At 60.0% G+C, this 22,168-nt stretch carries 18 protein-coding genes; 9 read left to right on the top strand and 9 right to left on the bottom strand.

The genetic code is table 11. The annotated features are described in order from the left end of the window. Positions 1 to 12 precede the first annotated feature (12 nt). Positions 13 to 789: a glycosyltransferase family 2 protein gene (locus tag H1S06_RS14865; RefSeq protein ID WP_181741604.1), complete on the top strand. Its 777-nt coding sequence runs from the start codon at positions 13 to 15 to the stop codon at positions 787 to 789. On the opposite strand, the gene H1S06_RS14860 is transcribed toward H1S06_RS14865, so the two are convergent. Next, positions 786 to 1,883 carry a glycosyltransferase family 4 protein gene (locus tag H1S06_RS14860; RefSeq protein ID WP_220183907.1) on the bottom strand — a complete coding sequence of 366 codons (1,098 nt, stop codon included), beginning with the start codon at positions 1,881 to 1,883 and terminating at the stop codon, positions 786 to 788. The genes H1S06_RS14865 and H1S06_RS14860 overlap by 4 nt on opposite strands. After that, positions 1,880 to 2,773, bottom strand: coding sequence for a mitochondrial fission ELM1 family protein (locus H1S06_RS14855; protein WP_181741601.1), 894 nt, complete (start codon positions 2,771 to 2,773; stop codon positions 1,880 to 1,882). The genes H1S06_RS14860 and H1S06_RS14855 overlap by 4 nt, the downstream gene beginning before the upstream one ends. A 219-nt stretch (positions 2,774 to 2,992) precedes the next feature. On the opposite strand from H1S06_RS14855, the gene H1S06_RS14850 reads away from it, so the two are divergent. Next, on the top strand, positions 2,993 to 3,988 hold the full coding sequence (locus H1S06_RS14850; RefSeq protein ID WP_181741599.1) for a branched-chain amino acid aminotransferase: 996 nt from the start codon (positions 2,993 to 2,995) through the stop codon (positions 3,986 to 3,988). Positions 3,989 to 4,060: 72 nt separating this feature from the next. Here H1S06_RS14850 and glnE read toward each other — a convergent pair whose 3' ends face one another. Next, on the bottom strand, positions 4,061 to 6,976 hold the full coding sequence (glnE, locus tag H1S06_RS14845) for a bifunctional [glutamate--ammonia ligase]-adenylyl-L-tyrosine phosphorylase/[glutamate--ammonia-ligase] adenylyltransferase (RefSeq protein ID WP_181741597.1): 2,916 nt from the start codon (positions 6,974 to 6,976) through the stop codon (positions 4,061 to 4,063). A 13-nt stretch (positions 6,977 to 6,989) separates the two neighbouring features. Beyond that, positions 6,990 to 7,622 (bottom strand): CYTH domain-containing protein, encoded by a 633-nt coding sequence (locus tag H1S06_RS14840; protein ID WP_181741595.1) that lies wholly within the window; start codon positions 7,620 to 7,622, stop codon positions 6,990 to 6,992. Between the two features lie 152 nt (positions 7,623 to 7,774). Here H1S06_RS14840 and H1S06_RS14835 point away from each other — a divergent pair, with 152 nt between their 5' ends. From H1S06_RS14835 to argA, 3 genes are all read left to right on the top strand, one after another. Beyond that, positions 7,775 to 8,452 carry a TIGR00153 family protein gene (locus tag H1S06_RS14835; protein WP_181741593.1) on the top strand — a complete coding sequence of 226 codons (678 nt, stop codon included), beginning with the start codon at positions 7,775 to 7,777 and terminating at the stop codon, positions 8,450 to 8,452. Positions 8,453 to 8,475: 23 nt separating this feature from the next. Then, a complete protein-coding gene (locus H1S06_RS14830; RefSeq protein ID WP_181741591.1) occupies positions 8,476 to 9,741 on the top strand; it encodes an inorganic phosphate transporter in 1,266 nt (421 codons plus the stop codon). 105 nt (positions 9,742 to 9,846) lie between these two features. Next, a complete protein-coding gene (gene argA / locus H1S06_RS14825) occupies positions 9,847 to 11,181 on the top strand; it encodes an amino-acid N-acetyltransferase (RefSeq protein WP_255483149.1) in 1,335 nt (444 codons plus the stop codon). Here the strand turns inward: argA and H1S06_RS14820 are convergent. The 5 genes from H1S06_RS14820 to ald all read right to left on the bottom strand — a co-directional run bounded on the left by H1S06_RS14820 (position 11,165) and on the right by ald (position 15,043). Next, positions 11,165 to 12,547, bottom strand: coding sequence for an ATP-binding protein (locus H1S06_RS14820; RefSeq protein WP_181741590.1), 1,383 nt, complete (start codon positions 12,545 to 12,547; stop codon positions 11,165 to 11,167). The genes argA and H1S06_RS14820 overlap by 17 nt on opposite strands. Continuing rightward, positions 12,544 to 13,230, bottom strand: coding sequence for a response regulator transcription factor (locus H1S06_RS14815; RefSeq protein WP_181741588.1), 687 nt, complete (start codon positions 13,228 to 13,230; stop codon positions 12,544 to 12,546). Before H1S06_RS14815 ends, H1S06_RS14820 begins: the two co-directional genes overlap by 4 nt. Continuing rightward, positions 13,231 to 13,515, bottom strand: a complete 285-nt coding sequence (locus H1S06_RS14810; protein ID WP_181741586.1) for a PepSY domain-containing protein — start codon at positions 13,513 to 13,515, stop codon at positions 13,231 to 13,233. Positions 13,516 to 13,673: 158 nt separating this feature from the next. Further along, complete coding sequence (locus H1S06_RS14805; RefSeq protein ID WP_181741584.1) at positions 13,674 to 13,862, bottom strand: YgaP family membrane protein; 189 nt, start codon at positions 13,860 to 13,862, stop codon at positions 13,674 to 13,676. A 62-nt stretch (positions 13,863 to 13,924) separates the two neighbouring features. Further along, positions 13,925 to 15,043 (bottom strand): alanine dehydrogenase, encoded by a 1,119-nt coding sequence (gene ald, locus H1S06_RS14800; protein ID WP_181741582.1) that lies wholly within the window; start codon positions 15,041 to 15,043, stop codon positions 13,925 to 13,927. A 130-nt stretch (positions 15,044 to 15,173) separates the two neighbouring features. Between ald and ilvD the strand changes: the two genes are divergently transcribed. From ilvD to H1S06_RS14780, 4 genes are all read left to right on the top strand, one after another. Further along, the gene (gene ilvD, locus H1S06_RS14795; RefSeq protein ID WP_181741580.1) at positions 15,174 to 17,006 is read left to right on the top strand and encodes a dihydroxy-acid dehydratase; all 1,833 of its coding nucleotides are present in this window, start codon (positions 15,174 to 15,176) and stop codon (positions 17,004 to 17,006) included. Between the two features lie 195 nt (positions 17,007 to 17,201). After that, positions 17,202 to 19,304 carry a 5-histidylcysteine sulfoxide synthase gene (gene ovoA, locus H1S06_RS14790; RefSeq protein ID WP_181741578.1) on the top strand — a complete coding sequence of 701 codons (2,103 nt, stop codon included), beginning with the start codon at positions 17,202 to 17,204 and terminating at the stop codon, positions 19,302 to 19,304. A gap of 191 nt (positions 19,305 to 19,495) precedes the next feature. After that, positions 19,496 to 20,725 carry a nucleoside recognition domain-containing protein gene (locus tag H1S06_RS14785; protein ID WP_181741576.1) on the top strand — a complete coding sequence of 410 codons (1,230 nt, stop codon included), beginning with the start codon at positions 19,496 to 19,498 and terminating at the stop codon, positions 20,723 to 20,725. A gap of 104 nt (positions 20,726 to 20,829) precedes the next feature. Beyond that, a complete protein-coding gene (locus H1S06_RS14780; protein ID WP_181741572.1) occupies positions 20,830 to 22,164 on the top strand; it encodes an SLC13 family permease in 1,335 nt (444 codons plus the stop codon). The last annotated feature ends 4 nt before the right edge of the window (positions 22,165 to 22,168 follow it).

Raw genomic sequence — 22,168 nt, 5'->3', positions numbered from 1 at the left:
ACGGAAAAAGTCATGCCTTCAATCCCCGTCAGCGTCATCATCATTGCTCAAAATGAAGCCGACCGTATCGGCCTGGCCATTGAAAGTGTCCGCGCCTGGGTCGCCGAAGTCATCGTGGTCGACTCCGGCAGCACGGATGGCACCCAAGCTCTGGCCGAGGCTTTGGGCGCGCGCGTGATTCACAACGACTGGCCCGGTTACGGCCAGCAGAAACGCTTTGCAGAAGAACAGGCTCGTCACGACTGGATCCTGAACATCGATGCCGACGAACGTATCCTGCCCGAACTGCAGGCGGAAATGGTGGAGCTGTTTCAGCCGCCGGGGCCGGCCGCCGACGGCTACTACATCGCCATTCATGATCGGCTGTACTGTACCAACCAACTCAGCAGTTATACCCCGTACAAACCCATTCGCCTGTATCGCAAGTCCAGGGGGCGCTACAGCCCGAGCCCGGTCCATGACCGGGTGCAGATGGACGCGGGCACGAGTACCGACAGCCTGAACGGAAAAATGGCGCACGACTCACTCAAGTCCTTCCACCATCGCGTGGAAAAGATGAATGACTACAGCGAGGCTCAGGCGCGGGATCTGCTGACACGCGGCAGGCGCCCGTCAAAGCTGCGCATGATTACCGAGCTCTGGAGCGCCTTTATCACCGGCTATTTTTTCCGCGGCTACTGGCGCGGCGGGCTAATGGGCTACATCTACGCCGTCAACTTTGCCTATAGTCGCTTCCTGCGACAGATCAAGCTGTACGAGGCCGATCACCGGCAAAATCCGCCGGACTAAACCTGCAGACTCTCCTGATACAGCGCCAGGGTCCGGTCGATCATGCTGCTCAGGACAAAAGGATTGGCGCCGACGGTATCCGGTTGATCGAAGGTCTGGCTCACCTGGCGTGCCGCAGCCGCCACATCCCCGGTCGCCACCTTGCCGGCCGGATAGATTGCACCCAGTGTTTCCGCCACGGCGCCATAGGCATACCCGACCACCGGCGTACCGACCGACAGGCACTCAACCACGGTGCGGCCGAAAGCTTCCGCCGTGGTCGAGGTCAGAGACAGCATCACGTCCGCAAGCGCATACAGATCCTTCATGTCCGAGCGCGTGCCCAGAAACGAGAAATAGTCATCCAGACCGGCTGCGCTGATGGCCGCCGTTACTTCATGCACGAAAGTGTCCTTGGGGTCGCTGCCCACAATCAGCACATGAAAGTCCTGCCGCTGCCGACTCAACTCGGCGACCAGCCTGACCAGATCCAAATGCCCCTTCCAGCGTGTAATCCGCCCCGGAAAACAGATCAGATGCTTGTCCTTCGCCTGCGGGTAGCTGTCGAACAATTGCGCCTTCCAGGCTTCGGAAGGGACGTGCCCCCGCGGGAATTCCTCCGGGTCGATCCCCCGGTGGATGACCGTCACCTTGGCGGCATCCACTTCAGGATAATTATCCAGCAGATAGCGCCGCGCCGTTTCCGACACGGCGATCACCCGCTCACCCTTGCCCATAACCGCGCTGTAACGGTTGACCGAATGCATGCCATGCAGCGTGGTAATCAGCCGTGGGCGGGTCGCGGGGTCCATTTTTTTCCACGCCCGCCATACCACCCAGGCCGGCATGCGCGAGCGCACATGCACAATATCGGGCCTCTCGGCCGCCAGCCAGCGTCGGAATGCAGGCACCTGCAGAAAGGTCAGCAACGACTTGCGTCCCAACTCCCAATGCACGTGTCGACTGCCCTCTCGCTCCACCTGTTCAACCAGACGACCACCGGCCGAGACCACGACAGACTCGTGCCCGGCCGCTACCAGGCCACGGGCGATTTCCAGCGTACCGCGTTCGACTCCTCCCAGCTCCAGTGCTGGCAATACCTGTACGACCTTCACAGCCACCCTCTTTTCAGTATGTATTCGGCACAGCGTTCAGCCTCATTGAAAACCGCCGCAGGTTCGGTCACATGGCGCAATTGCCAGTCAGGCGAAGCACTGACAATACCCTGCTTCCGCAGCCCGTCTACGCCACGGCTGACACGGTTATCAGCGCCCTCGTCCAGCGTCAGCACACCCACCCGACAACCCGCCGTCAGGGCTTCGTACACCATGGAGGCGCTGTCCTGCGTCACCCAGCATACCTCGGTGCCGGCCAACTGACTCGGCAACCAGTCGGGGCCGGTTTGGGCCGCCGGGACAAAATCTGGCCCACACAGGGCCGCCAGGGCCTGCTCGGTGTGGGCCGGCGTACGTCGTGATGATCCAACCAGCCACTCACGGGTATCCGCCGCCAGCAGAGCCTCTACCTGTTCCAGCACCGCCACTTCATCCCAGGCAAAGTGCTTCGAAGGCCCGCCCACCAATACCACACCGCTGCCCGGCGTTTTCACGCCCGGTTGCATGCGATTCAGGGCCCCCCGTGTCGGTACGATATTGGGGCGCTGCGACGGCCGATCATGTTCGGGTATCAGGCACAAATCGAAAAAGCCCGTCGAGAGCGACGGCTGCATCAGCACCACAACCGGTGTCCGATAAAAGCGGCGCAACGCCAGCAGACTCAGATGTGTCGCATGGCCGGCACCGACAATCAGCGCCGGCTTGTCGTCCATGCGTGGCAGTCCGCTCCCGAAACACAGGCGCAGTGCCTGCAGACGGCCCAGCGGCGGTTGTTCGCTGATGTCGACATCACATCGCCGTGCCAACGCTTCCGCCAACCCTCGGGACTGGTTCAGATGCCCCGGTTTGCCGTCACTGACGATCCAGACCTGCTTGCTGCTGCCGCTCAAAACTGCCTCCAACCCCTCGGCCCGTCTCGACCGCCATCAAAGCGTTCATGTTACCACCGGCACCGCTCGTCTACGAAGCTCGCAACACTATTAATACCGATGAAGCATTCCATTTTTGTCATGAATGCATACAATCTAGAATGGTCGCGATAGTCCGCGCTGCGTATCTGCGATGTCACCTCCTCGATGTTCTTCAAACCCGTTTGTTAGGAAGGTCTTATGTCTGCTTTTGGTTCCGTTTTCATGCCTGAAATGGCGATTTCCTGGTTCGACGGCTCTCAGTGGAGCGACGCCGAGGTGGTATCGAGCAACAGTTTGCAGCTGCACCCGGGCGCCCACGTGCTGCACTACTCCAGCACCTGCTTCGAGGGTCTGAAGGCCTTTCGCCACGCAGACGGCTCCGTCAAGATTTTCCGCATGGACAAGAACATTCGTCGACTGGCGCAAAGCTCCGAACTGCTGGCTCTGCCGGCATTCGATGAGGCGATGCTTGAAAGCATGATTCGCGACATCGTGACCCGCTTCAAGGACGAGGTACCTGCACCACCGGGGTCCATGTACATCCGTCCGACCCACATCGGCACCGAACCGGCCGTCGGCAAGGCCGCGGTACCTTCACTGACCTCCTGCCTGTACGTACTGCTGTCACCGGTCGGTGACTACTTCACCGGTGGCGACAAGGCGCTGCGCCTGCTGCTGGACGACGAAGGCATGCGCTGTTCACCGCACATGGGCGTGGTCAAATCGGGCGGCAACTATGCCAGTGCCCTGCAACCGATCATGAAAGCCCGCGCCGAGTGCCAGGCCGACCAGGTACTGTTCTGCCCGGGCGGCGATGTTCAGGAAACCGGCGCGGCCAACTTCCTGCTGATCGACGGTAACGAGATCATCACCAAAGCACTGGATTCTTCATTCCTGCACGGCGTGACCCGCGACTCCATCCTGACTCTGGCCCGCGATATGGGCATGGACGTTCAGGAGCGCGAGCTGACCGTAGAAGAGCTGCTGGAACGCAGTGCCCGTCCGGGCTGTGAAGCAGCCCTGTCCGGTACTGCCGCCGTTTTGACCTCGGTCGGTACCCTGATTCATAAGGGCCAGGAATACTCCGTCGGCAACGGTGGCGTCGGAGAAACCACTCTGCGCCTGCGTCGTGCATTGAATGACATCCAGTGGGGCAAGGCACCCGACACCCACGGCTGGCTGACCAGCCTCTAAGGACTCCGGGCCGAGACGAAAAAGCCGACCCAAGCGTCGGCTTTTTCATACTGATCGAACACCCGATACCGGCTACTCTGGTGCGCCCAGTACACGCTTCCAGATGGCGGCCACTCCCTTGCGGTACCCCTGTACCTCATCTTCGCCCAGCACACTCGCCAGATTCTGCAGCGTTTGCCGATGCCCGGCGGCCCGGTACGCCTTGTAGGCTTCCCGCAGCAGCTCAACCTCATCCGACAGCAACAACCCTTCGGCCTCAATACCGGCCAGAATGCGGATATTATCGGTCCAGCGCATCAATGCCGGGCACTCTGCCGCATGGCGCAACACCAGATACTGCACCATGAATTCAATATCCACGATGCCGCCGGGGTCCTGCTTCAGGTTGAAAACAGCCGGGCTGTCGCCCGCCGCCGGCTTGCTGCCCAAGTGTTCACGCATTTTTTCACGCATGTCGACCACTTCGCCACGCAGCTGCTCGGCCTCACGTGGTCGCGCCAGAATCTCCCGCCGCACCTGTTCAAAGCGTTCAGCCAGCGCCGGACTGCCTGCTACCACCCGCGCTCTCACCAGCGCCTGATGTTCCCAGGTCCAGGCATCCTTCTGCTGATAGTCACGGAAGGCATTGAGAGAACTGACCAGCAGGCCGGAGTTGCCCGAGGGCCGCAGGCGCATGTCCACCTCATACAGAATCCCGGACGGTGTAAACGTATTCAGGATATGAATGATCCTCTGCCCCAGCCGGTTGAAGAACACGCTGTTGGCAATGGGCCTGCCGCCATCGGTTTCCAGTTCGGCCGCCGCGTCATGCAGAAATACCAGATCCAAATCCGAGCCATAGGAAAGCTCAACCCCGCCGACCTTGCCGTAGCCGACAATGATGAAATCCGGATCACAGGGTACGCCCGGCGTCTTTTGTGGCGTACCGTGCTTGTCCACCAGATTGCGCCAGGCGATATCCAGTACGGACTCCAGCACCGCTTCCGCCAGCCAGGTCAGGTAGTCGCTGACCTTCATCAGCGGCAGCACCCCGGTGATATCGGACGCCGCCACCTTCAGCATGTGAGCATGTTTGAAGTACCGCAACGTCTCCATCAGCTGCTCGGTATCGTCTTCCGGTATGCGCAGCAACTGCTGCCGCAATTCGGTCTGCAACTCAGCCTGATTGGGCGGTGAGTAAAGTGTCTGCGGATCAATCAATTCATCCAGCAGCACCGGCTGCCGGGACAACTGTTCGGTAAACCAGGCACTGGCCGAACACAGGCGGACCAACTGCTTCAGAGCGGCCGGATTCTCGGCCAGCAGCACCAGATAGGCCGAACGCCTCAACACGGCCTGTACCAGCACCAGAACCCGCTCCAGGGTCACTTCGGGGTTGCCGCTTTGGCCTACCTGCTCCAATAGCGTCGGCAAAACCGCTTCCAGACGCTCCAGCGCCACTTTCTGCAACATCTGTACTGTACGCAAACCCTGCAGATCCTGCAGGGCTTTCAAGGCCACGTCCGGATGCTCATACCCCTGCTCGCTCAGGAATGCCAGCGCTGCGGTTTCATCCATCACCCCCTGCCAGAGTGCCAGCCACTCGGTACGCATATCGTCCTGATCGGCATCGACCTCGTCCACTGGTGCAATAACATCGGCAAAATGGCTGGAAACCGCTGCCCGGCTTCGCTCCAGCATCTGCGCCAACACATCCCAGTCCGCATAACCCTGCGCGAAGGCAAGACGGGCCCGACCTTCATCATCCACCGGCAATTCCTGGGTTTGCTTGTCGGCAATAGCCTGGATGCCGTGTTCCACATTGCGCAAGAACGTATAGGCCTGTGTCAGCTCCGCCACGGCTTCTGTCGGCATGCCAACCTTGTCCGGCAGCTGCGGCAGGATTTTGAGCAGCTCCCGCTGCTGCAGGTCGACATCACGTCCACCACGAATCAGCTGGAATGCCTGCGCGATAAATTCTACTTCGCGAATACCGCCCGCTCCCAGCTTGACGTTCTGCTCAAGCCCCTTGCGACGTACTTCACGGTTGATCATCGCCTTCATGTCGCGCAGGGACTCGAAAGCGCTGAAATCGATATACTTGCGATACACAAAGGGCCGCAACAGTTGAATCAGCTCGGCACCTGCGCCCTGATCACCGGCAACCACGCGAGCCTTGATCATGGCGTAACGCTCCCATTCGCGTCCCTGCTCCTGGTAGTAGCTCTCCATCGCGGCAAAGCTGCATGCCAAGGCTCCGGCCGAACCGAAGGGCCGCAGTCGCATGTCCACCCGGAAGACAAAGCCGTCCACCGTCACGTTATCCAGCGCCTGAATCAGCTTCTGCCCCAATCTGGTAAAAAAGTCCCGATTATCCAGACTCTTGCGGCCACCCTCCGTTTCGCCATTGGCCGGGAAAGTGAAAATCAGATCGATATCCGATGACAGATTCAGTTCGTCCGCGCCCAGCTTGCCCATTCCCAGTACCACCATCCGCTGCGGCCGCTTCCGCCCATCGGCATCCGGTCGGGACATGGGAGTGCCCCAGCGCTGGCAAGCCTGCTCGTACAGCCAGTTCAAGGCCACCTCGATACAGGCATCAGCCAGCCGTGACAACTCACGGGTAGTCCCAACCATATCGCTCAGGCGATTCAAATCACGCCAGATCAGCCGCACCATTTCTCGCTGCCGAAACAGGCGCAGCACACGGTGCAGAACTGCCTCGTCGACCAGGCCCTCAACCTCGGCCTGCAACCGTTCGCCATACGCCTGGTCGGAACGAGCCGAATTCAGGTCGCCACTGCCGATCAATTCCGCCAGCCACTCAGGGTGCCGTTGCAGCTGCCCGGTTACATAATCGCTGCCGATCAGCACCCGTACCAACTGCTCGCGCACTTCGTCCAGCAGGGGACCTGCCGCCTCCAGCGCCGTTTCGATCCGCGCCAGGTTACGCTCCAGCAGCGGATGCAGCGCCGCCGGTACAGAGCGATAGAATTGATCTTCGTGCATTCCTTTCCCCTTGTTACTCAACCTGTTGGCACTGCTGGAACAACTGATAGCCCCGCTGTGCCTTGCTTGCATCAAACGGCTGCAGCTTCAGGCTGCGCCCCAGTTCTTCCGCCAGCGCCCACAGCGCCGACGCTTCACCGGACTCGAGCTCCAGTTCCAGCTCGAGAATGCTGTCCTGCCGCGTTCCGCCCTCGGGACAATCACACCGAATGTGTCCGATATCCAGGGCAACTTCGATCCTGGCCTGATGATAATCCACATGCCAGAGCTCACGTTCAAAGTCCGTGCTGAAGACTGGCTGCAGCCGCAACTGATCGGCGGGTGGCAGCTCGGCTGGCCAGCAGGATGCCTGCAGGCGATCGGTCTCCAGCTCGGCCCGAGGGACTTCCCACTCCCACTCGCCACGCTGGTGTAAGCCATTAATGCTCTGCCCCCGGGTCTTCAGGGTCTGAATAACGGAATCGCCCTGCCGCCTCAGGCGCAACGCAACCCGAGCCCCGGCCAGCTGAAGGTCAGGGCTGTCATAGTAGGTATTCAGCAGCAGTCGTGTGCCGCCGGCCGTTCCGGCCAGCAACAGCGGGTGGGTCCGCAGCCGGTCCAAATCGGAGGAATGCAGCTGCAGTTTCAGTTCGGTTTCAATTGCCATGGTCCTGCACCAGTCGGTTTTTTATCAGTGTACCCAAGGAATTGCGCTGATGAACGTCAGATTTCATCCTTTTTTGTGACATCATCACTACAGATATATGACACCAGCACGTATACTTGCGCCGAGATTTTCACCTCAACAGGAACCGCAACATGGTTAACAGCCCTATCCTGCAAATGTTTGCACGTTCCCCGTTCAAGCCGATGCAGGAACACATCGTCAAGGCGCAGGAAAGCGCCGCAGAACTGATTCCCTTCTTTGAAGCCGTAATCAGGAACGATTGGGACACTGCCTCCGAATGCCAACACCGCATCGCTGTGCTGGAAAACGAGGCGGATGATCTGAAACGCGATATCCGTCAACGCCTGCCTGCCAGCCTGTTCCTGCCGGTGCCACGCACCGATCTGCTGGACCTGTTGCGCATGCAGGACAAGATTGCCAATCGCGCCAAGGATATTGCCGGCCTGATGCTGGGCCGTCAGATGCAGATTCCACAGCCGATTCAGGCCGCCTTGTTGGAACTGCTACGTACTACTTTGCTGGCGATCGAGCAGGCCGTTTTGGCACTGAGCGAGCTGGACGAGTTGCTGGCCGCCGGTTTCCGCGGCCGTGAGGTCGACATCGTCGAGCGTTTGATCACCGAGCTGGATGAACTGGAACACAAGGCAGATGAGCATGAACGCGAGCTGCGCTCATCCCTGTTTGCGCTCGAGCGTGAACTTTATCCGATCGATGTCATGTTCCTGTATCAGATCATCCAATGGGTTGGCGATCTGGCCAACCGTGCCCAGCAGGTTGGCAACCGCCTGCAGCTACTTCTCGCACGTTAAACCCAAACGACCAAGGCTACACAATGGATATCATTGCTCAGTACGGCAACATCATGGTCATTATGGCCTGTATCTTCGGCTTTTTCATGGCCTGGGGTGTAGGCGCCAATGATGTCGCCAATGCGATGGGAACCTCCGTCGGTTCCCGAGCCCTAACCCTGAAGCAGGCGATCCTGATCGCCATCCTGTTTGAATTCGCCGGTGCCTATCTTGCCGGTGGCGCGGTAACCGAAACAATCCGCAAAGGCATCATCGAGCCTTCCATACTGTCCGGCAGCCCAGAATTGCTGGTCTTCGGCATGATGGCCTCTTTGTTGGCTGCCGGCGTCTGGCTGCTGGTAGCCACACACTTCGGCTGGCCGGTCTCGACCACCCACTCCATTGTCGGTGCCATTGTCGGCTTTGCCGCCGTGGGTGTTTCCATGGAGGCCGTGCACTGGAGCAAGGTCGGCTCCATTGTCGCCAGCTGGGTAGTATCACCGGTCACGGCCGGAGTAATCGCCTTTTTCCTGTTCCGCAGCGTGCAAAAGCTGATTCTCGATACTGATAATCCGTTTGCCAATGCCAAACGCTACGTGCCCTATTACATTTTTCTGGTCGGTTTCATCATCGCCATGGTGACTTTCACCAAGGGCCTGAAGCACATTGGCCTGCACCTGAGCTGGATACAAAGCGCCGGCATTTCCGTACTCTTTGGCCTGTCCACCATGGCCCTCGGTATTTTCATGCAGCGCAATATCCAAGTGGATGCCAATGCCGACCGAGAGTACCACTTCACCAGTGTGGAGAAAGTGTTTGGCGTACTCATGATGTTCACCGCCTGTGCCATGGCGTTTGCCCACGGGTCCAACGATGTGGCCAATGCGGTCGGCCCTCTGGCCGCCATTGTCGGTATCGTCAATGCCGGTGGTGAAGTGGCCCAGAAGGCTTCCATGCCGGCCTGGATTCTGTTGCTTGGCGGCGCCGGCATTGTTGCGGGTCTGGTCATGTATGGCCACAAGGTCATCGCCACCGTAGGACAGAACATCACTGAGCTGACGCCCAGCCGTGGCTTTGCCGCCACCCTGGCCGCTGCCAGCACCGTGGTTGTCGCTTCCGGTACCGGCCTGCCGATTTCCACCACTCACACCCTGGTCGGGGCCGTGCTGGGTGTCGGTATCGCACGCGGTCTGGCGGCCCTGAACCTGAAGGTGGTCGGCACCATCTTCGTATCCTGGATCGTCACCCTCCCCGCCGGAGCCATTCTGTCGATTCTGTTCTTCTTCATGCTCAAGGGCATGTTCTCCTGATCCACCTGAATGGCCCGCAATAGCGGGCCATTTACTTCCGGCATGGACCCGGTTCCGCAAAGGTTGCACAATGAAGGCTGTACCGAGCCAGACCAGGAGCCAACCTTGAGTACCACCCACTATGTCGACTGGTTCCGCCATTCTTCGCCCTATATCAATGCACACCGAGGCAAAACCTTCGTGCTGATGCTGAGTGGCGAGGCAATTGCGGATGCCAATTTCGCCAACACCATCCATGACATTGCCCTGCTCAACAGTCTCGGAGTCCGCCTGGTGCTCGTACACGGTGCCCGCCCGCAAGCCGAACAGCGTCTGCAGCGTCGTGGCCTGGATACCCGTCTGCATCATGATCTGCGCATCACCAGCAGCGAAATTCTGGAATCCGTCATCGAAGCGGTCGGCAGCCTGCGCACCGAGATCGAGGCCCGCTTCTCCATGGGACTGGCCAACACGCCAATGCACGGCGCCCGTATCCGGATCTGCAGCGGCAACTTCATTACCGCCCGCCCCGTCGGAGTACTGGATGGGGTCGACATGGGGCATACCGGCGAGCTGCGCCGAGTCGATCACGAAGGTATTCGACGCCTGCTGGACCTTAATCAGATCGTACTGCTGTCCAACCTCGGCTTTTCACCCACCGGGGAAGTATTCAACCTGGCAGTGGAAGAGGTTGCCACTCAAACGGCCATTGCACTCAAGGCCGACAAGCTGATTCTGTTCGGCTCTCAGGCCGGTATCCACGACAGCCGAGGCGAGCTGCGCAGTGAACTGCTGGCCGAAACCGCTGCCCGTCTGGTACACCAGTACCTGGCCCGGGTCGAAGACCCGGAAAAGCCCTACAGCGAGACCGCCTGCCTGCTGGAAGCCGCTGCCACGGCCTGCCAACAGGGCGTACCCCGGTGTCATCTGGTCAGCTATCAGGAAAACGGCGCGCTGGTCACTGAACTGTTCACCCGCGACGGTCAGGGCACAATGGTGGTCAGCCACTCCTATGAACAGGTCCGGCCGGCCAGCATCGAGGATGTCGGCGGCATTCTGGAGTTGATCGCGCCGCTGGAGGAGAAAGGCATTCTGGTACGGCGTTCCCGCGAGCGCCTCGAAAGCGAGATCGAGCAGTTCACCGTAGTGGAACGCGACGGTGCCATCATCGGCTGTGCCGCACTCTACCCCTTTACCGATGCAGCGATCGGCGAGCTGGCCTGTGTCGCCATCAATTCCGGCTATCGCGGCGGCCAGCGTGGTGACCGGCTGCTGGCGGCCATCGAACAACAGGCCCGCACTCTGGGACTGCAACAGCTGTTCGTGCTGACAACCCGAACTGCGCACTGGTTTGTCGAACGCGGTTTTGCCGCCGGTGAGCTGGAACAGCTGCCCCAGCAGAAAAAGGCGCTGTACAACTTCCAGCGCAACTCCAAGGTGTTTTTCAAGTCGCTGGCGTAAGCTTTTCGCCCGGCAGGGATACTCGGAAACAGGCGCCGCCCAGCGGAGATTCACTGACTTCCAGCGCACCGTCATAACTGCTGACGATATCCAGCGCCACCGCCAGGCCAATACCCTGGCCCGGTGCCTGGGTATCCAGGCGAGCGCCACGCTGCAAAATGACCTGGCGCTGCTTCGGCGCAATACCCGTACCATCGTCACTGACCGCAATCCATAACACGCCGCCCGCCTGTTCAACCAAAACCTCCACGCGGCTGTCGCCATACTTGAACGCGTTGTCGATCAGGTTGCCCAGCAGTTCCATCAAATCCCGCTCATCACCTGAAAAACCGGCCGTTGCGTCCAGCCGCGTGGTCACCTGCTTGGGCTGGCGGGCATACACCTTTTCCATCACATTCAGCAAGCGCTCGACCACCGGTGCCACCGGCAATGCCTGCGCCAGCACCCGCCCTTCGGTCTTGACCGCCCTCGCCAGTTGATACTGTACAATCTGCTGCATGCGCTGTGCCTGCTCATCGACCTGGTTGCGATAGGCTGCAAACTCCAGACCTTCCTCACCGGCCCCCCGAATCACCGCCAATGGCGTTTTCAGGCTGTGCGCCAAATCCCCCAACGTATTGCGATAGCGCTCCCGCTGCTTGCGTTCGGTATCAATCAAACGATTAAGGCTGGCGGTGACGCCCTGCACTTCCAGAGGATAGCGGCCTTCCAGCTGGTCCGTCTCACCGGCTTCAATACGCTCCAGGTCCTTCGTCATCAGATCCAGAGGCTTCAACCCCCAGCGCATGATGAAATACTGCGCCAACAGAGCCACCAACCCGATACCACTGAGCCAACCCAGCAATTGCAGGCTGAACGCCTTCATTTCACTGCGGATCTGATCATCACTGCGCAACACCGAAATCAGGAAGTTCATTTCACCGGCAGCGCTTTCCCAGATCACCGGATATTGGAACAGGTAGAGCTCCTGGTCGGGCAGATGACTGAACAGCGACTGCCCCGGCCTCAAGACCGTGCTGGGCAGGCGCTGCACCATGGTGTCCGGCAGCATCAGACTGGAATTTGAGCGCCAGAACAAGCGACCATCCTCGCCATGAATAAAGCCATAGACACCGGATCCCATCTGGCTGAAGCCAGGGTCCAGTACCCGGTCGGGCAGGCGCAGATGACCCTCGTCGACTTCGATAGCTCCCAGCAACAGGTATACCTGCAAACGCGCCTGAGAGGCTTCTGCATTTTCAAGGCTGGAATGGAAGGCTTTCAGCAAGGCCAGACCGGCAAATACGATCACCAGCGGCAAAATCACCGCCGAGGCGCGCAGCAGGCGCCCCCGCAGTGACAAGGGAACGGAAGCCGTCGCGGTCACGCCTGATCGGTACTGTCGAGTGCGAATCGATAGCCGAGCCCGCGCACCGTGATAATCGGCTTCAAACTCTGCTCGGGATCGAGCTTCTGTCGCAGACGACGAATGAAGACCTCGAGTACATTGCTGTCACGATCATAGTCCTGGTGGTAGAGATGTTCGGTCAGTTCGGCCTTGGAAATGGTTTTTCCGGCATTCAGCATCAGGTACTCAAGTGTCCGGTACTCATAGCTGGTCAGGCGCACCTCTTCACCATTCAGCTTCACGACTCGTGCAGCGGTATCCAGCTCCAGCGGCCCGAAACCCAACACCGGACTGGCATGCCCGGACGCTCGGCGCACCAGCGCGTTCAGACGGGCCAACAACTCCTCGGCATGAAACGGTTTGGCCAGGTAATCGTCCGCACCGGCCTCCAGCCCTTCCACCTTGTCCTGCCAGTCGCCTCGGGCGGTCAACACCAGAACAGGCACGGTCTTACTCTGCGCCCGCCAGCCACGGATCACGTCCAGGCCGGACACTTCCGGCAGGCCGATATCGACTACCGCGATATCATATTCATATTCCTGACCCAGATAGAGCGCTTCGCGCCCGTTATCGCTTTCTTCAACGGTGTAACCACGCTGTTCCAACTGCTGCTTGAGTTGACGGCGCAGGTCGCTGTCATCTTCTACGATCAGTGCCTTCACTCAGTCGCTCTCCTCATGTAGTTCCGGTGATAACATCTTGCCCGTTGCAGCATCAATCAGCGCTTCCCGAACACGCCCCTGATCCAGCAGGCGTACCTGGTATACCTCGACGCCCTGCAAACGAGTCAGCTCCGCCTTGATAATTTCGCCCCCCAGTTCCATCCGGGCAATTCTGGATGCCTGTACCAGATCGACACGCTCTGTCCCGCCCTGACCATCATGCTGATTAGCCTGGCGAAGATTCGGGGAATCGGCACTGACCGGCACAATGATCCCCGCCAGCAAAACGCAAACCAGGCCGAATAACGACCTGACGCCGCTCCGCTGTATTGATTGCGACCCCAATGCGGCCACCTCCCTGTTGTGACTATTTTAACGCTGATATGATCAAGGCTACACTGAGGCCCGATGCTAGGTCCGGGGGTCTGAACATTACATGAATTTCAGCTGCGGCGGCAGGTACGAATGCCCAGCAGGCTATAGACCGGGCAGGTACCGGAAATGGCAATCGCAATGATCGGCACCCCGAGCAGCCCCCACCAGGTTTTCGGTCCAAAGAAAATCAGCACGATCAGCACCAAGCCAATCAGTACCCGCACCAGTTGATCCAGAATACCGATATTTTTTTCCATAATAACCTCATCGACTTTTGCCTCACAATCGAAAGCCCCATAGAGCATCGGTGGTCACGTATTCAGCGCCCCAGTTCGGCCTCGGGGGCGTGCATCGGCAGTGCAAAGGCTTCCGCCACCCCGGCACAGGTCACCCGTCCCGAATGGATATTCAGGCCGCTGATAAAGCCCGGAATTTCCTGCAGTGCGCGCCGCCAGCCCAGCTGTGCCAGCTGTTCGACATAGGGCAGGGTGGCATTGGTCAATGCCAGTGTTGAAGTGCGTGCTACCGCGCCCGGCATATTGGCGACACAATAATGCACGATACCGTCCAGCTCGAAGACAGGATCGTCATGCGTGGTCGGATGGCTGCTCTCGAAACAGCCGCCCTGATCAATCGCCACATCCACCAGAACCGCCCCGGCGCGCATGGTGTCCAACATTTCACGCGTCACCAGTTTTGGCGCCGCCGCCCCCGGCAACAGCACGGCCCCAATTACCAGATCCGCCTGTTCCAGCTGCTGCTCGATATTCTCGCGCGTGGAGTAGAGCGTGGTCAGCGCGCCGTTGAAGCGCTCATCCAACTGTTTGAGGCGGGGAATCGACTTGTCCAGCAACACTACCCGCGCACCCATTCCCAGCGCAATGCAGGCGGCATTTTCACCTACCACACCGCCTCCGATAATCAACACCCGCCCCGGACTGACTCCCGGCACGCCACCCAGTAATACCCCGCGTCCGCCCTGTGCCTTTTCCAGACAGTGGGCACCAGCCTGCACCGCCATGCGCCCGGCCACCTCGCTCATGGGCGCCAGCAGGGGCAGTCCCCCCTGCAAATCCTGTACAGTTTCATATGCAATGGCGGTACAGCCACACGCCAGCAGCGCATCCGTCAAGTGCCGTTCCGCCGCCAGGTGCAGATAGGCAAACAGCACCTGATCGGCACTGAGCCACCCACACTCGTCCGGCTGCGGCTCCTTCACCTTGACGATCAGGTCCGACCAGGTAAACACCGAGCGAGGGTCATCCACCAGCACCGCTCCGGCCTGCTCATAAGCCTGGTCACTGAAGCCCGCGGCCACGCCTGCTCCCAGTTCAACCTGCACCTGGTGCCCCTGTTCCACCAGCTCGCGTACACCCATCGGGGTCATGCCCACCCGATATTCATGATTCTTAATCTCTCTAGGCACGCCAACACGCATGGGAAGCTCCTCTTATCCGGGGATCTTGTGCTCAGTGTAGACGAAAATCCGCGCCCGTCTCGGCCATCGGCGTCCGGCGTTTATCTGATATACTCGGGCTTATTTGACACCGGATTCCGAGGGGAGCCCCATGCCTGAGTATCGTTCCAAGACCTCTACCGCCGGCCGCAACATGGCAGGTGCCCGCGCCCTCTGGCGCGCCACCGGCATGAAGGACGACGACTTCCACAAGCCGATCATCGCGGTTGCCAACTCCTTCACCCAGTTCGTGCCCGGCCATGTGCACCTGAAGGACATGGGACAGCTGGTCGCGCGCGAGATCGAAGCCGCAGGCGGCGTCGCCAAGGAATTCAACACCATCGCGGTGGATGACGGCATCGCCATGGGGCACGACGGCATGCTCTACTCCCTGCCAAGCCGTGACATCATCGCCGACTCCGTCGAGTACATGGTCAATGCCCACTGTGCCGATGCACTGGTATGTATCTCCAACTGTGACAAGATCACTCCGGGGATGCTGATGGCCGCCATGCGCCTGAACATCCCGGTGATCTTCGTGTCCGGGGGGCCAATGGAAGCGGGCAAGACAAAATTGTCCGAACACAAGCTGGACCTGGTTGATGCCATGGTTCTGGCTGCCGACCCCAACGCGTCCGACGAGGAAGTGGCTGAAGTCGAACGCTCCGCCTGCCCCACCTGCGGCTCCTGTTCCGGCATGTTCACAGCCAACTCGATGAACTGCCTGACCGAAGCTCTGGGCCTGTCCCTGCCAGGCAACGGTACCATGCTGGCCACCCACGCCGACCGCGAACAGCTGTTCAAGCGCGCCGGACATACCATCGTCGAACTGGCCAAACGCTACTACGACGGCGATGAAGCCCAGCTTCTGCCGCGTGCCGTCGGCTTCAAGGCATTTGAAAACGCCATGACGCTGGATATCGCCATGGGCGGTTCCACCAACACCATCCTGCACCTGCTGGCGATCGCGCAAGAGGCCGAGATCGACTTCACCATGAAGGACATCGACCGCTTGTCACGTGTTGTGCCTCAGCTGTGCAAGGTGGCGCCAAACACGCAGAAATACCATATCGAAGACGTGCACCGTGCCGGTGGCATCATGGGCATCCTCGGCGAGCTGGACCGCGCCGGCAAGCTGCACACCGACATCCCTACCGTACACGCCGCCACCATGAAGGATGCGCTGGATCAGTGGGATATCATGCGCAACCCGACACCGGACGTGATCGAGTTCTACAAGGCCGGACCGGCCGGTATCCCGACCCAGACCGCCTTCAGCCAGGCAACGCGCTGGCCGACTCTGGACGGCGACCGTGAGCACGGCTGCATCCGTTCCATCGACCATGCTTTCTCACTGGAAGGCGGCCTGGCCGTACTGCACGGCAACATCGCGCTGGACGGCTGCGTGGTCAAGAGTGCCGGTGTCGACGAATCAATCCTGGTGTTCGAAGGCCCCGCCCATGTGATGGAGTCTCAGGACGAAGCCGTTACCAAAATCCTCAACGACGAGGTCAAGGCCGGTGAAGTGGTCATTATCCGCTACGAGGGCCCCAAAGGCGGCCCTGGCATGCAGGAGATGCTTTACCCGACTTCCTACCTCAAGTCGAAGGGACTGGGCAAAGACTGCGCCCTGCTGACAGACGGTCGCTTCTCCGGTGGCACCTCCGGGCTGTCCATCGGACATGCTTCACCGGAAGCGGCTGCCGGTGGTGCCATCGGCCTGGTGCGCAACGGCGACCTGATCCGCATCGACATCCCCAATCGTACCATTGCGGTACTGGTCCCTGACGAAGAACTGTCCTCACGTCGTGCCGAGCAGGACAAGCTGGGCTGGAAACCGGTGCAGGAACGTCCGCGCAAGGTTTCAGCCGCGCTGAAAGCCTACGCCAAACTGGCCACCTCCGCCGACAAGGGCGCCGTACGCGACCTGTCTCTGCTGGACTAAGCCACATCCATCGAGAGCCCCGTTCGAGGGCTCTCAGCCGCAGGCCACCCGTTTTCATGGACATGGCCTGCGGCCTGATCCCAATGCCCCTGCCGACAGCATCAACCCCATGCCCGGTAGTCGAAACGAGCCTTGTGCCGCCTGCAGCTGTCTATACTGAACTGACCTCAGCTCACAACCGGATCAGGACTGCACATGGCACACCTACCCCGTACCCCGCGGCTGGACAACCCGGATACCGACGCCCTGCGGCATAAGATACTCAATTACTTCCACACCACCTTCGACCGCTATGAGCAACTGTTCGAAGTACTCACCTGTGACGAAGCCTACACCGTCAAACCGATCACCCTGCGCCACCCGTTGATTTTCTACTACGGCCACACCGCCAGCTTTTTTATCAACAAACTGCTGCTGACCGGACTGTTGAAAGAACGCCTCAATCCTCATTTCGAGTCGATTTTTGCCGTCGGCGTCGACGAAATGAGCTGGGATGACCTCAATGACGACCACTACGACTGGCCGACACCCGCTGACGTAAGGGCCTATCGCGACCAGGTGCGCCAGGTGCTCGATCGTATCATTCGCACAGCACCGCTGACCTCGCCCATCGACTGGAAACACCCCTGGTGGACAATCCTGATGGGCATCGAGCACGAACGCATTCATCTGGAAACCTCGTCAGTGCTGATCCGCCAGCATGACCTCAAGTACGTCCAGCCACATCCCGCCTGGCCCTGCTGTCGCGATTCCGGCCCGGCGCCAGCCAATCAACTGATCGACATCCCTGCCGGCCGTGTCACTCTGGGCAAAGCACGGGACGATGCTGTCTATGGCTGGGACAACGAATACGGCCAGCGTGAAGTGGTACTGGAGGCCTTTCAGGCCGCGCAGTTGCTGACCTCCAACCAGGAGTTCCTGGCCTTCGTCAACGCCGGGGGCTACACCGATGCCCGATGGTGGAGTGAAGAGGGCTGGAACTGGCGCACCTTTGCTGCCGCCGAACACCCGAGCTTCTGGGTGCGTACGGACAATGTTTGGCTGCTGCGCCTGATGTGCGAACAGGTAGGCATGCCCTGGGACTGGCCGGTCGAGGTCAACTACCATGAGGCCGAAGCCTTCTGCCGCTGGCAAGCCGAGCAGAGCGGCACCCCTATCCGCCTGCCCAGTGAAGACGAGTGGTACCGCCTTTACGATCTGGCACAAATCGGCCCCCCGGCTCCGGGCGCTGCCATGAATGCCAACCTGCACCTGGACCACTTTGCGTCTCCCTGCCCGGTATACCGCTTTGCCCAGGGTGACTTCTATGACCTTAGCGGCAATGTCTGGCAGTGGACACAAACACCGATCTATCCATTCGAGGGCTTCGCAGTCCACCCCTGCTATGACGATTTCACCACCCCGACCTTCGATGATCGTCACAATCTGATCAAGGGCGGCAGCTGGATCAGCTGCGGCAATGAAAGCCTGCGCAGCGCCCGCTACGCCTTCCGCCGTCACTTTTTCCAGCATGCAGGCTTTCGTTACGTTGCAGGCAAGCCGCCCAGGGTCCTGCCCGGCTCCCGTTACGAAAGCGATGAACTGGCCGCCCAGTACGCCGAATTCCACTATGGTGACGAGCATTTTGGCGTCGCCAATTTCCCGCAGGCTCTGGCCCGGCTGGCCATCGACCTGGCCGGAAAGCGTAACGGCAGAGCTCTGGACCTGGGCTGCGCCAGCGGCCGCGCCAGCTTCGAACTGGCACGTCACTTTAATGCCGTGGACGGCATCGACTTTTCCGCCCGCCTGATCAATCTGGGTGTTCAGCTACAGCAGCAGGGCTGCCTGCGCTATACATTGCAGGACGAAGGTGAACTGCTCAGCTACCAGGCACGCGACCTGGCTTCACTGGGGCTGGCCGACGTAGCGAAGAAGGTTCATTTCAGTCAGGGCGATGCCTGCAACCTCAAGCCCCGCCTGACCGGTTACGATCTGGTTCTGGCCGCCAACCTGATCGACCGCCTCTACGACCCGCGCAAGTTCCTGTCGCAGGTTCACACCCGACTCAACTCCGGCGGGGTACTGATTCTGGCCTCGCCCTACACCTGGCTGGAAGAACACACCCCGAAAGAGGAATGGCTCGGCGGCTTCAAGCGCGACGGCGAGAATGTCACCACCCTGGACGGCCTGCACGAGGTGCTGGATCAGCACTTCGAACTGATCCGCGGCCCCGAGGAGGTGCCCTTCGTGATCCGCGAAACCCGGCGCAAGTTCCAGCACACCCTGTCGGAAGTGACCTGCTGGCGGTTGAAGGGCTGAAGCTGGCACCAACATGACAGGGCGGGTGGGGGTGCTTGTCTGCGACTGTCTGCCGCCAGGGATGGCGGCAGTCAAGCGGTCAGGGATGACGAACAGCGTGTCGCATACAAGTAGCACCACCTGCTCCATCCCTGTGGTCAGACGATACTTCGCTCGCTAGAATCGAAGCACGCACTCCACAGGACGTACCCATGCTGCACCGGATCTGGCTCGGCTTCTTTCTGATCGCCTTTGTCGCGGCGCTCTGGCAATGGCTGGGGATGGGCGACTCCGGTGTCTTCCAGCGCATGGTGGAAAGCACCTTCAGCATGTCGAAGCTGACCGTGGAGCTGGCAATCGGCCTGATTGGCACCCTCGCCTTCTGGCTGGGGATGATGAAACTGGCTGCAGCCTCGGGTCTGGTCGATACCCTGGCGCGTCTGCTGGGCCCCGTATTCACCCGCCTGATGCCGGAAGTACCGCCACGCCATCCGGCCATCGGCTCCATGACCATGAACCTGTCGGCCAACCTGCTCGGACTCGACAACGCTGCTACTCCGCTGGGACTGAAAGCGATGCAGGACCTGCAGACATTGAACCCGGACAAACACACGGCCAGCAATGCCCAGATACTGTTTCTGGTACTCAACACCTCTTCGGTCACCCTGTTTCCGATTACGGTCTTTCTCTACCGCGCCCAGCAGGGTGCCACCGACCCCACCGCCGTTTTCATTCCGATCCTGATCGCCACCAGTTGCTCGACCCTGGCGGGATTGCTACTCACCTGCTGGGTACAAAGGATCAGCCTGCTGCAACGCACCCTGCTGCTCTGGTTCGGAGGAGGCATCAGTCTGCTGCTGGCCTTTATCGGCTACTTCGCCACCCTGAGCGTTGATGAACTCCAGCGCCAGTCGGCGCTGGTCGGCAACCTGACACTGTTCAGCGCCATTATCCTGTTCCTGCTGCTGGCCCACCGCAAGCAGGTCAACGTCTACGACACCTTTATCGAAGGGGCCAAGCAGGGCTTCGAAACCGCGATCATGATCATTCCCTATCTGCTGGCAATGCTGGTGGCCATCGGAGTCCTGCGCGAAAGCGGCGCACTGGAAGGCTTTATCTGGCTGCTGCGCGAAGGGGTCGCCCTGTTCGGGCTGGATACCCGTTTTGCCGACGCCCTGCCCACCGCCATCATGAAACCCCTGTCCGGTTCAGGTGCTCGCGCCATGATGCTGGAAACCATGAATACGCACGGCGTGGACTCCTTTGCGGCTCAGGTGGCTTCAATCATGCAGGCCTCCACCGAAACCACCTTCTATGTGCTGGCAGTCTATTTCGGAGCCGTCGGCATTCGGCATAGCCGACACGCGCTCTGGTGCGGCCTGGGCGCCGATCTGGCCGGTATTGTTGCCGCCATCGTCTGCGGCTACTGGTTTTTTGGCTAGGCCAATCTACACTGGTGTTGATCTGGCGCTATGGCGTCAAGTAGCTCCTCCGAAGACAACTGTGTAGAATTCGCCCTCTTTTTCAATCGAACTGGGAGATACACATGTCCGGCAAGTGGATTACGTTTCTGCTGGCGGTACTCAGTGCGGCCGGCATCTGGTTTCTGGCACCACTCGAGGCCGAATTGCGTACCGGTCTCGCCATTCTGGCTATCGTGGCCATCCTCTGGATGACCGAAACTTTCCATATTACCGTCACCGCCCTGCTGGTTCCCGTGCTGACGGTGGTTGCAGGTGTGTTCTCGGTCGCCGATGCGTTGAAGAACTTCGCCAACCCCATTATTTTCCTGTTTTTGGGCGGCTTTGGTCTGGCCGCAGCCCTGAATGCTCAGGGACTGGACAAATACATTGCCGGACACGTCATTCGCCTTGCCCGAGGCCATCTGGGTGCCGCATCCGTCCTGCTGTTCCTGACCTCGGCCGGACTGTCGATGTGGATTTCCAATACGGCAACCGCAGCCATGATGCTGCCTCTGGCCCTGGGGCTGCTGCGCCAGCTGCCCTACGAGGAGAACCAGCGGACCTACTGGTTTGTCCTGTTGGGCGTGGCCTATTCGGCCAATATCGGCGGTATCGGCACTTTGGTCGGCTCGCCTCCCAACGCCATTGCCGCGGCCGAAGTAGGTCTGAGTTTTACCGACTGGCTGAAATTCGGCATCCCGACCGTGGTCCTGTCACTGCCACTGATGATTGTCGCTCTCTATTTCCTGTGCCGTCCGGAAATGAGCCACCGCTTCCGCGACGTGCATCGCCACGAAGCGCTTAACCGCCAGCAGTGGATGACACTGGGCGTGTTCGGTCTGACCGTAACCATGTGGCTGTTCAGCAAGCCGCTGTCCGGGCTGATCGGTATCAGTAAGGGCCTGGATTCCATCATCGCCCTGAACGCAATCCTGCTGCTGTGCATGCTGCAACTGGTCAACTGGAAACAGATCGAAAAATCGGCCGACTGGGGCGTGCTGCTGCTGTTCGGGGGAGGCCTGACACTGTCGGCCATGCTGAAAACCACCGGCGCCAGCCTGTTCCTGGCTCAGGGTATCAGCGATCTCATGGCGGGCGCATCCGCTCCCCTGTTTCTGCTGGTCGTCGCGGCCTTCGTCGTCATGCTGACCGAAATCGCCAGCAACACCGCCAGCAGCGCACTGCTAGTGCCCATTTTCGTCGGCATTGCCGCCAGCATGGGACTGCCTCAGGACATCATGGCCGTCGTGATCGCCATCGCCGCATCCTGCGCCTTCATGCTGCCGGTGGCTACGCCTCCCAACGCAATCGTGTATGGGTCGGGCTATTTGCCTCAGCGCGAAATGATGCGGGCCGGGATCGTGCTCAACATCATGATGACCGCAATCATTGCGGGCGGTGCCTGGGTGCTGCTGTAACCCG

It is taken from the genome of Marinobacterium marinum (assembly GCF_013868415.1).
In the GTDB taxonomy this organism is placed as follows: Bacteria; Pseudomonadota; Gammaproteobacteria; order Pseudomonadales; family Balneatricaceae; genus Marinobacterium; species Marinobacterium marinum.
The sequence above is the reverse complement of the archived record's forward strand: the minus strand, read 5'-3'. Positions and strand labels throughout refer to the sequence as shown.

Bases quoted from the DNA above. Each gene is read 5' to 3' on its own strand.
- ald (WP_181741582.1), bottom strand. From the start codon at position 15,043: ATGCGTGTTGGCGTGCCTAGAGAGATTAAGAATCATGAATATCGGGTG.
- H1S06_RS14840 (WP_181741595.1), bottom strand. From the start codon at position 7,622: ATGGCAATTGAAACCGAACTGAAACTGCAGCTGCATTCCTCCGATTTG.
- glnE (WP_181741597.1), bottom strand. From the start codon at position 6,976: ATGCACGAAGATCAATTCTATCGCTCTGTACCGGCGGCGCTGCATCCG.
- ovoA (WP_181741578.1), top strand. From the start codon at position 17,202: ATGGCACACCTACCCCGTACCCCGCGGCTGGACAACCCGGATACCGAC.
- H1S06_RS14850 (WP_181741599.1), top strand. From the start codon at position 2,993: ATGTCTGCTTTTGGTTCCGTTTTCATGCCTGAAATGGCGATTTCCTGG.
- H1S06_RS14805 (WP_181741584.1), bottom strand. From the start codon at position 13,862: ATGGAAAAAAATATCGGTATTCTGGATCAACTGGTGCGGGTACTGATT.
- H1S06_RS14865 (WP_181741604.1), top strand. From the start codon at position 13: ATGCCTTCAATCCCCGTCAGCGTCATCATCATTGCTCAAAATGAAGCC.
- ilvD (WP_181741580.1), top strand. From the start codon at position 15,174: ATGCCTGAGTATCGTTCCAAGACCTCTACCGCCGGCCGCAACATGGCA.
- H1S06_RS14780 (WP_181741572.1), top strand. From the start codon at position 20,830: ATGTCCGGCAAGTGGATTACGTTTCTGCTGGCGGTACTCAGTGCGGCC.
- H1S06_RS14785 (WP_181741576.1), top strand. From the start codon at position 19,496: ATGCTGCACCGGATCTGGCTCGGCTTCTTTCTGATCGCCTTTGTCGCG.
- H1S06_RS14835 (WP_181741593.1), top strand. From the start codon at position 7,775: ATGGTTAACAGCCCTATCCTGCAAATGTTTGCACGTTCCCCGTTCAAG.
- H1S06_RS14830 (WP_181741591.1), top strand. From the start codon at position 8,476: ATGGATATCATTGCTCAGTACGGCAACATCATGGTCATTATGGCCTGT.